Raw genomic sequence first — 11,887 nt, forward strand, 5'->3', positions numbered from 1 at the left:
TCCTACATCAGGCCCGCATCGCAGCGGTCCTGCCCGCCAACAATCCAGCGATAGAAATAATCAGCGATCACTTGCCCGCCCGTGGCCGGAACCGGATGAATCTTGTCCGGGCCGATCATGGTGGCGGCATAGCGCTTGAAGTCAGGGCCGAATGCGCACTGCAGATTGGCGTAACCAAGATGTTCCTTGCGTGCCCAGGGTTCCAGGACTTGCGCATAGGCCGACATCGGGTAGGCACTGGAACGCGTCGTGTCCTGACGCAGGATCAGGTTGATGCTCGCCGCCGGTTGAATCTCGCGGACCATCCCCACCAAACCCTGAACGTTCTTCAGGTACTGCTCGGGCTTCACGCCAAAACCCTGGTCGTTACCACCCAGCATAATCAGGTAGAGGTCGGCGGGAATCTTCGACACCACCGTCTTCCACTGCGCCTGCCAACGGCCATCGCCGTGGTAGAAGTCAGCGGACGCCGCGCCGGACGCCGCCAGTTTGGATACCCGCACGCCGCCCTGGTCGTTGCTCATCCACAGGCCGAAGAGCGTTGGCGCGCCTTTCACCACTTCCAGCCGGAACGACCAGTCTTTCGCTGCCGACATGCCTGGCAGTGGCACTTCCTGTACCCCTGAGCCTGCGAGCGTCAAGGGCTGCCAGGATTGCGACGGTGCCCAGCGGTAGCGAACCTCATTGGGTTCGCCATTGCCGAGGTAAAGCAATTTCGCTTGGGTGACAGCCGTGTTGATGGCCGGTGTCGGGCTGGCATCGATCTCCAGCCAGGCGCCAGGCCCTCCGGCAAGGGTACGACTGTCGGGGCTGGCCTGGCCAAGGGCGGACACCTGCCAGTCACCGCCGAAGTATTTTTCGCTGCTGCGGCTGTATTTGAAGTGCGTGCCGCCAAGTGCCGCGCCGTGGTTGAAACCGACATAGCCGGGGCCGGCGAAACCCGCCTCCCCGGCCAGCCGCTGCACCAGTTTGTTCAGATAGAAATCCTGCCCGGCGCTGTAGCTGTCGCCGATCACCGAGATGGACAGGACTTTCCCGCCCTTGCCTTCGCGCCACTGGCCAAACCGTTCGCGAGCGTCGCCGACTTCGACCACTGACGCCGCAACAGGCTGGACGTCATCAACTGCCAACATGCATCGCTTCCTTCACTCGGACAAACCTCAAGTCTGGGGCACCGGGGTGGCGTTTGCCGGCGGTTTTTTAGCCGCCGCGCGCTCACCCAGGAACAGCATGGAGGTGACGTTGAATCGACTGAAAACCATCGATAGAACCACCGGCCCCAGCAAGCCACACGCCAGGCCACCGAGCACCAGAAGGCTTTCGTCCTTCACGCCCAAACGCCCCAGGACAAACCGCGAAGTGGCGGCAAACAACACATGGAACAGGAAGATCGCGTAGGAATACCCGCCGAGCCAGGTCAGCCACTTCGAGCGCATGTCACTGGACAGCAACGCAATGCAGGACACACAACCCACGGTCAAACCGATCAGGCTGCGGCGGTCGACGATCAACTCGCGATCCACCGCCGCCACGTACAGCAGTGTCAGCGAGATCAACACAAACACCAACGGCCCGATCACCTTGAACCGTTGCTTCAATGCATCGACGTTTTCCTGGCCAATCATCCCCGCCACGAAAAACGGTAGCAGGTAGATCGCGCCATTAATGCCAAACGCATCGAGCTTGAACGGCGGCAGCACAAACAACACCGCCGCAAAGGCAAACAGCAGATACAAGCGCGTTGCCGAACGCAGCAAACCACGCCACTCCAGCAGGCCGACGAACATGAAAATGATGAACACCGCCTGCAGGAACCAGAAGTGGTTGACGGGCACCCAGAACGACAACAACGCGTCGATCACACCGACGTCCTTGTTCACACCCGGCCCCACCGCCTGCAACACCGAGAACGGTACGCCCACGCAAAACAGCGGCACGATCAAGCGTCGCACCTTGCCGCTGAAGAACGCGGAAAAGTCATTGCCGCGGATTTTGTAGATGGAGTAGATATAGCCGGAAATGAAGGTGAACAGCGGCATGCGCACATACACCATCGAGTCGGCGATCACCCGGAACGGCGAGCCCAGGTCTATCTTCAAGCCGCCACCCAACGGGCCGATGACGTGATAGAGCACCAGCAGCAGGCACGCCAGGCCACGCAGGGTTTCGATCTCCAGGGACTTTTTCTTGCTAGACATAAAGCACCTGCCTCAATTCAGAATTCTTGATTCAACCTGCACCGGCTTGTTCGCCCGCAACATCAATCCCAGGCCGACGAACAACACCGGAACCACCATCGAGAAGTGCCGGGCGAAGGAGCCGAAGTCCGGTTCGAACAGGCCTTGAACCAGCAAAAATGCCAGCGGAATCGCGATCAGTTCCTTGGGTTTGGTCTGGATCGGCGCACCTTTGTAATCGGTCGAGGTGATGACTTTGAACAGCAGCAACGCGGTCATGATCATCAACGCCACGAAGATCACCTGGCCCGGCCCGGACAGCAGAATCAGCTCCACCGGGAACGACAGCCGGAAGAAGATGATCATCGAGTCCAGTGCCTGCGAGACAAAGTCGCTGCCGCTGAGCCACGAGACGATCAACGACTTGGATCCCTCCTCACCCGCGGTGCGCAGTTCGTTGTTACTGGCGCGAATCGACGACACCGGAAACCCAAGCGCCACCTGGATCGCCATGGCGACCGCCAGGTAGAACAGGAACAGCATCAGGAAGAAAGTGAAGCGCGAGACATACTTCTTCATCACGCAGACGCCGACCCAGGACAGTGAAAACAGAATCCAGTAGGGGCGGATCAACACGCCGTAGATCACTGCCGAGAAGAAAAATCCGCCGCGATATTTGCGCGTCAAGGAGCTGAGCAAAATGCTCAACACCGCCACCGACACAATGATTTCCTTGGTCAGGTTCTCAAGGAAGAACGAACGAACGATGCCCCACAGACACAGCGTGCCGAAGATCGCCAGCGGCATGCGCCGGAAGACCACCACCGGAATCGCCGTGAGGAAAAAATTGCAGAACATGCCATAGGCCCAGGCATTGGTCAGATTGATCCCCGTGGGCCGCAGCAGAAACGCCGAACACTCATAGGAAGAGCGATCCGGCGAGAACGGGTTCCAGAAATTGCAGTTGTCGGCCCGCGCGTAGGACGACCACAAGGTCATGGCATCCGGGCCAGGATCGCGAGGAATCAGCAGCGGCATGGCCACCGACAGAAACAACCCGGTGAACAGGATCAGGAACGAAATGGAGGAATCGAGTTTCTTGCCGCGAAACTCGATGCACGGCAGCTTCAACCCCATGCCAGAGCCCCTTTCGGCCGAGTCACACGGGTCAACACGGCAATCACGCCGAGTTGCACGATGATCGCAAAGACGTTGCCCCAGGCAGCGCCATAAATCGAATAGTGCTTGATCAGCAGGTAGCTGACCGGCACTGAAACCAACAGGCAGATCGCCGCGCTGGCCAGCGACACGCGACTGTTCTTCGAGGCAATCAAACCACCCCAGACGATGTCGCCAATGGCACGCAGGGCGAAGGAAAAAATCAACACGCCGAGGATTGCGTTGTCCGGACGAGGAACACTCGTGGCGACGTAATCGAGCACAACGTTGAAGAACAGATAAATCAGCACCGCCACCGCGGCGGACACCACCAGCGAGCGCATGACCCATTTGTTGACGAACAATTGCCGAACCGTGAACGGCTGTTGATCAGCCTGAAAGCGCTTGGCGAGCACCGGAATGCCGACCACCGCCACCACCGCATAGGACAGCGCCTGCAAGGTATTGGCCGCCGACCAGGCGTACACGTATTTACCGAGGCTGGCGTAGGGTTCGATGTCGATAATCAGAAAGCGCTCGGCGTACTGACTCAACGCGATCAAGCCTGTGCCGAGATAGAACGGCAACCCGGCCTTCCACACGGTTGCCGTGGCCAGCGTCCCGCTCACCCGGCCCTTGTGCACGTTCACCACAATCAGGTAACCGGCGACGATCACCAGCACGTTGGCCACAACCCACAGCCACAGCACACTGGCGATCCCGGACACCCAGCCGAGCATCATCCCGCCCACCGCCAACAGCGCCCAGAGGCCGGTCTTGATGAAAAACAGCAGCGCACCGGCCGTGGCTTTCTGCGCGGAAAACACGAAGGAGTTGATTTCGAACGACAGGTGTTCAGTGAGCAGAACCAGGGTCACGCAGAGGATCAGCGCGGTCGTTGCCTCGACTGCCTGGAACAGCGAATACACCAACACCGTCACCACCGACAACAACAGCCCCACGGCCAGGTACAGCAGCAGGACCTTGTCGACGACCCGTCGCGAACTGCCACCGACGCTGATCAACCGATTGATTTCCGAACTGAAGCCGACACTGTAGAACTTCGACGCAATCAACGAGGCGGCGACCACCACGCCGTAAAAGCCCAGCGCCTCATAACCGAGGAAATGGGTGATCGCCAGCACCAGCAAAAACTTCGCGCCCAATGCCCCGCCGCGAAGCAGTAGCCGAAATATCATCGAACGATACCTTTGATGATGTCGTCCATGGCCACGGTTTTTGCCTCGATCTCGCGGCAGGTGCCGGTCAGGCGCTTGCCGAAACCGGACAGTGCGTTCGGCGCGTAGACCGTGTCGATGATGGTGTCGACATTGATATCGCCGCCGTTGATCACCCAGTCTTCCACGCCCATGTCCTGATAGGCGCCGAAACCTTTGCGCTCATAGCTGATGTGGTACGCCGGGACGCCGGACAGCAGCGACTCGATGGCGCCGTGCAGGCGCACGGAAATCACCAGGTCCGGCTGATATTTGGCCAGCGTGGCCTTCAACGGCAGCAGGTCTTCGGTAATGCCCAACTCGCGATAGAACGCACCGTCATCGTTGCCGCGAACGGCGCTCTGGACCGCGCAAACCACTTTGCTTTTGTTCTTCAAGCGTTGCAGCAGCAACTTCAAGTTGGCCACGTAGGCGACCTTCTTTTCCTTGCTCCACTCCGGCGGCTTGCGCAGCACCAAGCACACCGTTGCCGGCGATGACGCGCAACGGGTGAACTTGGGCTGCATGAGGATCTTGCTGGCCAATGACTGGACCGCCAGATCCGGCGCGCGGTAGACATTTTCACAGGCATCGAAAATCGCCGACGACCTGTTGTCACGCACGAACACCGCATCGGCGCTGGCGTAGTGCTCGACGATCTTGCTGCTCTCGCCGTGGAACGGCCCGATGCTTTGCGGCAGGTACACCGACGGCACTTTGCTGAGGATCGCCGTTTCCAGTTGCTTGGCGTGGCCCAGTTTCAACTTGATGTGCTCAAAGGCACTTTTGGAACGCATGTAGCCGCCACCGACGCCGACGATCAAATCGGTTTTCTTCAACAGGTCAGCGAGACCGGCGTAGGACTGGTTGAGGAACACCGCCTGCTTGACCCGCCCCAACCCCTTGGCCGCCATCACCGGCGCGTCAAAACGCGGGTGCGGCAAGTAGCTGAAGGACTCTGGATCGGAGGCCACGACACTGATCGAAGTGTCGTCACCAAAGTTTCGCTGCACCAGGGCAATGGCCAGATCCACGAGCAGACCGTCACCGGAGTTGGACGCACTGTAGCCATGCAAAATCGTTACGTTCATAAGCTTGAGTTCTACTTAAAAAGTGGGGGCGCGATACAGGTCATAGGTCTGGCGGATCATCAACGCGGCGCTGAAGCGCTCGCGGACGATGCTGCGCCCTTCGCTGCCAAGGTCGAGCAACCGCGGCTTCTGGATTTTCTTCAGTACATCGGCCAGCGCCTGGTGGTCGCCGCTGGGAAAGACGTAGCCGGACACCTCGTTGGTGACCAGTTCGGGCAGTGACGTACAGTTGCTGGCAATCACCGGCAAGCCCATGGCCATGCCTTCGAGCGGCACCATGGCAAAGCCTTCCCAGCGGCTCGGGACGATCAGCGCATCGGCTTTGCGGTACAGCGCCTGGACTTCGCTCGGTGTCACCCACGGCAGGTATTCAACCCCTTCCATCGGCGGACACTCGACCGAATCCTCGTTCACGGCGCTGCCAACCACCGTCAGTTTCAGATCACTGCGCTGGACTTTGGCGAAAGCCTTGAGCAACACGTCGAAGCCTTTCTGATAATCGAGGCGGCCGACAAAGAGCAGATGAATCGGCTCGGGATTGCTGGCTTTCGGCGCTTCATCCTTGTGATGAATGCCGTTGTAGATCAGCTTCATGCGCTTGCGCTCAATGCCGAACCGCGCGGCCTTGTCGAGCTCGTACTGGCTGACGCAGATGATCACGTCGGTGACCTTCTGCAATACCCGCTCGATCCACGCGTAGGCTTTCTGCTTGGTCGGCGAGCTTTCCATCAGGAACGAAAAGGCATGGGGGCAATAGACGATCTTCGGCTTGCGCCAAGGTCGCAACAGCACGCACACACAACGCCCGATGACGCCGGAGAAGGTGCTATGCAAATGCACGACATCGGGTTTTTCCTTGAGCATCACCTGGGTCAGTCGCCAGGCGAAGCGCAGCAACGACGGCACATTGCGTCCGGTCCGGGCGAAGGTGCGGATCTGTTGCCCGGCAATCCCGTGCAGTTCCTTTTCCTGATCCTGCGGGACCAGATAGACCAGCTCATAGCTTGCCGCGTCGCCTTCGGGCGAAGCCGAAATCGTGCGGATCACCGTCGCGACGCCACCTTTGATCGTCTCTGCCACGTGCAGTATTTTTTTCACAACTCACCCACTTCAAACATGAAAGGACAATCGCTGACACTCAGGATTTGTCGGACGCGTATTCGTAGTTGTAATAGCCGTAGCTACCGTTACCGTAGTAACTGGCCGCACGCCTCTCGACGCCGTTGAACACCGCGCCCTTCAACTCGATGCCGTTCTGGGCGAATCGACGAATCGTCAGTTCGATCTCTTTGGCCGGGTTCACCCCGAAGCGCGTGACAATCAGGCTGATCCCCGCGTCACGACCGACAATCGCCGCATCCGTCACCGCCAGCAGCGGTGGCGTGTCGATGATCACCACGTCATACAGCTCACTGAGTTGCGCCAGCAGCTCACGAAAATTGACGTGCATCAGCAGTTCTGAAGGATTGGGCGGGACCTGCCCGCGACTGATGAAATGCAGGTTGTCGACTTCGACTTTATTGATCGCCTGCTCGATGCTGCAGCGCTTGACCAACAGGTCCGACAAGCCATTGGTGATCGGTGTGTTCAGCGTCTTGTGCAGATGGCCTTTGCGCATGTCGGCATCGATCAGCACCACCCGCTGTCCGCTCTGCGCCATGACTGCCGCGAGGTTGGAAGAAACGAAGGTTTTGCCGACCTGCGGGCTCGGGCCGGAAATCATGATCCGGTTGTTGGTCGAATCCAGCCCGGCAAAGTGCAGACAGGTGCGCAGACTGCGGATCGACTCGATGGACAGGTCCGTCGGGTTACGCAGGGCCAACAGGTACGCCGGCTTGTCCGCGCCGTCCCGGGCGCGACCTTTTTTGCTGTCCTCTTCCTGTTGCAAGGCGCTATAGGGAATCGACGCGTACACCGGCAAACCGAGTTGCTCGATGGCCTCCGGACCTTCCAGGCCCCGGCTCAGGGACTTGCGCAGCAACACCAGCGCAACGCCGAAAAAGGCGCCGAGGAAGGTTGCAATCAGCACGATCAAGGCTTTTTTCGGTTTGACCGGACTGGTCAGGTCGACATCTGCGGGGTCGACCAATCGCACGTTGCCCACGGCCCCCGCCCGGACGATGTCCAGCTCCTGGGATTTATTCAGCAGTTGCGTGTAGATCTGCGACGCCACTTCCACGTCGCGGGTCAGGTTCAGCAGTTCCTGTTGCGTGGCAGGCAGGTCCTGGGCCTTGCCCTCCAGCGCCTTCTGCTGCTGGGTCAATTCGCCGATCTGGGTCATCAACGCGCGGTACGCCGGATGCTGTTTGGTGAACTTGCGATCCATCTCCGCCTGTTGCATTTTCAGTTCGGAGATACGGGTGTCCAGACTGACGACCTGTTCCAGCACCGATTGGGTTTCGAGGGAAATGTTGACCGTCTTGCCACGGGTTTGATAACCATTGAGTGCATCGCTGGCCTTGGCCAGGTCGCGTTTGACCTGCGGCAGTTGGCCTTGCAGGAACTCCAGGCTCTGCGCCGCTTCCGCCGATGTGCGTTGCACGTTCTGCTCCACATACAACGAAGCGATTTTATTGAGGATTTTCACTGCCTCGGCCGCGTCGCTGCTGGCCAGGGCCAAACGGATGATCCCCGACTCCTTGCCTTGCTCGGAAATATCCAGCGCATCCTGGTAACTCTGGATGGTCACGATCCGTGGATTGCGCACCACTTCGAAACGGGTGCCAGGGTTTGCCGAGAGTTGAGCGATCAACCCCTCTACATCGTCCTGTTTGAACGCTTCGCCTGCGACGCCTTCGGCCAGCAAGTTGTCGTTTTCATCGAACAACTGGAATCGATGCTGCTCGCCAGCGACCAGCGTGAGCTTCTTGCCCAGCAGTTCTTTCGGCAGATTGAGCCGGTTGATCTCCAGACGCTCACCGCCCCAGGCGTAGCTGTTCAGGCCCAAGCGCGGCGCCGCGACACTGAACTCGGTCTCGCCGCGATAACGTCGGGCGAGGAAGCCGCCAATGACCGGGAAGGTGTTGGGGGTGACGTCGATATCAAGGCGAAGATCATCGACCGTTTTGCCGATCACCGCGCGGGACTTGATGATGCCGATTTCGGTCACCGACGGCGATTGCCCGCCGAGCATGCTGTTGAGATCGGAGAACCCGAGCATGTCGTTCTTCTTCGGCTCGACCTGCACCAGCGCGTTCGCCAGGTACACGGGAGTCGCCAAAACCGCATAGGCAACGCCGGTCGCCATGAAGGCACCGGTGAGCGCGCCGATCAACCATTTCTGGTCGACCAAACTGCCAAATATGCCGAGAAGATCAATGCTGTCTTGATCGTTGTCACGGGTGCCGATTACTGACGGTAACTGCATAAGTCTGTTCTTACCATTCACTGATCTGAAGAATATTCATCAATGTCCGAGGCGCTGCGCCCATGAGCTAACAGCATCTTCAATCAATGCATGGGCATGAATAAAAGCGGCCTTTCCCTGACGATACGGATCCTGTATTTCTCGCTCGCTCTGCCACTTGCCGAGCAGAAACACTTTGCCCCTGGCATGAGAGGCAATCTTCAGTACTTGATTTACATGCTCTTTTTCCATGACCAGAATCAGGTCTGATTCATTGACGATGTCCGGTGTAATTTGCCGCGCCTTAAACCCTTGGGCGTTGTGCCCGTGGTCTTCCAGAACCTGGAGGGCTGACGGTTCCATGGCCTCGCCAACCCGTGCGGCAAGGCCCGCCGAGGTGACCGAGATCGCTGAAGGGGCCAGCGCGTTACGCAGCAAAGTTTCTGCTGTCGGACTTCGGCAGATATTGCCCACGCAGACGACAAGGATCTTTCTGAACAAGGTTACTTTCCCGTGTAATATCAATATGCCAACATTTCGAGTGGGCTTTAGTGAACCCAAAAGACCTTGCGGCACTGAGAAATAGATTCGCCCTGTTAATACAAGTGCATTAAGTACCACAGCCCCCAAAAGCCACCCAACCAGAATTACCGGACCAAAAATAACTGTGATTTTCCGGAACTAACTACCTGACAAAAAATAACATTCGCGCACTTGGCACCCTCGCGAGCATCCAAATGAAAGTAACGAACCAATCATTGGAAAATGTCATTACCCGCCAGGAGTGCAGGCATGAAATCAGCACGTCTCAAACGGCTCACCGCCTCAACCCTGTTAATGCTGGGTGCAGCCAGCCAGGTTGACGCCAGCGACTTGTTCCCCCTGCTTGCCGCCAACAAAACCATCGGTGTCCAGGTGAAGATCCAGACCTTCTCCCCCACCGACGCCGAGCAAATCAAGGCCGCTGGCTTCGGATTCGTGCGCTTTGGCGTGTGGACCAACAGCCTGGGCGGCGCGGCGTATCAAAAGCAGATCAGCGATGCCTTCGCCGCGGCCAAGTCCGCCGACCTGCCGGTACTGATGACCGTACGCTCGACCAAGGCGCTGACCTCTGCGCCCGACAACACCAGCGAACTCGTCGCTGCCGGCGAATCGTTCGCCAGTTCGGTGAAAGGGCTGGAGCAGTCATACGGCGCACAGCTCGTCGCGATTGAAATATGGAACGAACCGGACCTGGCGAAGTACTGGCCAACCCGAAATCTCGACACGACCTTTGTTCCGTTCATGAGCGCCCTGTGCAAGTCGCTGCAGGAACAACCACAATCGACGCCGCTGATCGGCTTTGGCTTCGCCCGGGCACCGAGTGCCGGCACGACGTCAGCATTGGCGCTGAAAAAAATCGTCAGTGAATACCCCCAGTGCCTGAGTGCGATCTCTTATCACCCCTACGGCATGTCGGGCGCGCAGATCAGCAAAACCCAGGCGTTTATTCAGCAAAACTTCCATCTACCGGGGGTCATCAGTGAATGGGGCGTTCCTTCGCTCAGTTCCAACGGCGGGATCGAAGCGCAGGCCAGCAAAATCAGCACCTTCATCGCCGACGTCAAGAAGCTCGACATCCCGCTGACATCGATTTACGAGTGGAAAAACAGTGAAACGGGCGGCAATGACCGAGAGCGAAATTTCGGTTTCCTGACCTCCGACGGTCAAGCGAAACCAGCAAAAATGGCTGCCTCTACCCAGCTGAATCCGCAGTAGGAGGTACGTCCACGGGGTGCTGACGGTCAGTTGCCTGGAACCTGTGCCGCGTTTCGGCATCGTATTGATCAATACCGGGCCCCGCCTTTCAAACAACTGTTTTCAGGTTGTTGCCGCAGGGGCCGTCGATACACGTACACGCCCTTGAGTGGCTGTCAGCGCTCGGGTAATGTCATCAGACCCATAGGACAGAGCACGCCCATGACTTCCAAGCTGGAACAACTCAAACAAATGACTACCGTGGTTGCCGATACCGGCGACTTCGAAGCTATCGCTCGCGTTAAACCCGTGGATGCCACAACCAACCCTTCCCTGCTGCTCAAGGCCGCGGCCATTCCTGCGTATGCCGAGCTGCTGAACGCCTGCGTCCATGACTGCAAGGGCGATGTGGGACTGGCCAGCGACCGTTTTGGCGTGGCCGTGGGGCAAGAAATCCTGAAAGTGATCCCGGGCCGCATTTCCACCGAAGTGGATGCGCGCCTGTCGTTCGACACCGATGCCATGCTCAAGCGTGCGCATCGCCTGATCGAGCTGTACGACAAGGCCGGCATCGGCCGCGACCGCGTGCTGATCAAGATCGCCTCCACCTGGGAAGGCATCCGCGCTGCCGAGATCCTGGAAAAGGAAGGCATCCAGACCAACCTGACCCTGCTGTTCTCCTTTGCCCAGGCAGCCGCCTGCGCCGACGCCGGGGTGTTCCTGATTTCGCCGTTCGTGGGCCGTATCTACGACTGGTACAAGAAAGCCAACGGCAACGACTACACCGGCGCCGATGATCCGGGCGTGCAGTCGGTGACCCGCATCTACAACTACTACAAGGCCAATGACTACAAGACCGTGGTCATGGGCGCGAGCTTCCGCAACCTGGGTCAGATCGAGCAACTGGCCGGCTGCGACCGCCTGACCATCAGTCCGGACCTGATCGACAAGCTGGCCGCGGATACCGGCAAGCTGGAGCGCAAACTGGTGCCGGGCCATGCCGGTGAAGCGCGCCTGAGCCTCAACGAATCGCAGTTCCGCTGGCTGTCCAACGAAGATGCGATGGCGACCGAGAAACTGGCCGAAGGCATTCGTCAGTTTGCGCGGGACCAGGAGAAGCTCGAGGCGTTGTTGCAGGCCAAGCTGTGATCTGAGCGGGTG

The 11,887-nt window shown here is 58.8% G+C and carries 10 protein-coding genes; 2 read left to right on the forward strand and 8 right to left on the reverse strand.

Annotated elements, in window-relative coordinates:
• Positions 1-2: 2 nt before the first annotated feature.
• Genes ACM6IT_RS25780 through ACM6IT_RS25815 form a run of 8 tightly spaced genes read right to left on the reverse strand, consistent with a single transcriptional unit; the run spans position 3 to position 9,490 of the window.
• A complete protein-coding gene (locus tag ACM6IT_RS25780) occupies positions 3-1,133 on the reverse strand; it encodes an SGNH/GDSL hydrolase family protein (protein ID WP_414918957.1) in 1,131 nt (376 codons plus the stop codon).
• Positions 1,134-1,160: 27 nt separating this feature from the next.
• Complete coding sequence (locus tag ACM6IT_RS25785) at positions 1,161-2,198, reverse strand: acyltransferase family protein (protein WP_414914711.1); 1,038 nt, start codon at positions 2,196-2,198, stop codon at positions 1,161-1,163.
• A 12-nt stretch (positions 2,199-2,210) separates the two neighbouring features.
• Positions 2,211-3,314: a hypothetical protein gene (locus ACM6IT_RS25790; RefSeq protein ID WP_056722044.1), complete on the reverse strand. Its 1,104-nt coding sequence runs from the start codon at positions 3,312-3,314 to the stop codon at positions 2,211-2,213.
• Positions 3,305-4,534, reverse strand: coding sequence for a polysaccharide biosynthesis C-terminal domain-containing protein (locus ACM6IT_RS25795; RefSeq protein ID WP_056722042.1), 1,230 nt, complete (start codon positions 4,532-4,534; stop codon positions 3,305-3,307). The genes ACM6IT_RS25790 and ACM6IT_RS25795 overlap by 10 nt, the downstream gene beginning before the upstream one ends.
• A complete protein-coding gene (locus ACM6IT_RS25800; RefSeq protein ID WP_414918958.1) occupies positions 4,531-5,643 on the reverse strand; it encodes a polysaccharide pyruvyl transferase family protein in 1,113 nt (370 codons plus the stop codon). The genes ACM6IT_RS25795 and ACM6IT_RS25800 overlap by 4 nt, the downstream gene beginning before the upstream one ends.
• 15 nt (positions 5,644-5,658) lie before the next feature.
• Positions 5,659-6,741 (reverse strand): glycosyltransferase, encoded by a 1,083-nt coding sequence (locus ACM6IT_RS25805; RefSeq protein ID WP_056722040.1) that lies wholly within the window; start codon positions 6,739-6,741, stop codon positions 5,659-5,661.
• A gap of 40 nt (positions 6,742-6,781) precedes the next feature.
• Positions 6,782-9,010: a polysaccharide biosynthesis tyrosine autokinase gene (locus tag ACM6IT_RS25810; RefSeq protein WP_414918959.1), complete on the reverse strand. Its 2,229-nt coding sequence runs from the start codon at positions 9,008-9,010 to the stop codon at positions 6,782-6,784.
• A gap of 39 nt (positions 9,011-9,049) precedes the next feature.
• The gene (locus tag ACM6IT_RS25815; RefSeq protein WP_414914706.1) at positions 9,050-9,490 is read right to left on the reverse strand and encodes a low molecular weight protein-tyrosine-phosphatase; all 441 of its coding nucleotides are present in this window, start codon (positions 9,488-9,490) and stop codon (positions 9,050-9,052) included.
• A 291-nt stretch (positions 9,491-9,781) separates the two neighbouring features.
• On the opposite strand from ACM6IT_RS25815, the gene ACM6IT_RS25820 reads away from it, so the two are divergent.
• A complete protein-coding gene (locus ACM6IT_RS25820; protein WP_414914705.1) occupies positions 9,782-10,747 on the forward strand; it encodes a glycosyl hydrolase family 5 in 966 nt (321 codons plus the stop codon).
• A 201-nt stretch (positions 10,748-10,948) separates the two neighbouring features.
• On the forward strand, positions 10,949-11,875 hold the full coding sequence (gene tal / locus ACM6IT_RS25825; RefSeq protein WP_056722034.1) for a transaldolase: 927 nt from the start codon (positions 10,949-10,951) through the stop codon (positions 11,873-11,875).
• The last annotated feature ends 12 nt before the right edge of the window (positions 11,876-11,887 follow it).

This window comes from Pseudomonas sp. IT-P4 (assembly GCF_949767755.1).
In the GTDB taxonomy this organism is placed as follows: domain Bacteria; phylum Pseudomonadota; class Gammaproteobacteria; order Pseudomonadales; family Pseudomonadaceae; genus Aquipseudomonas; species Aquipseudomonas monachiensis.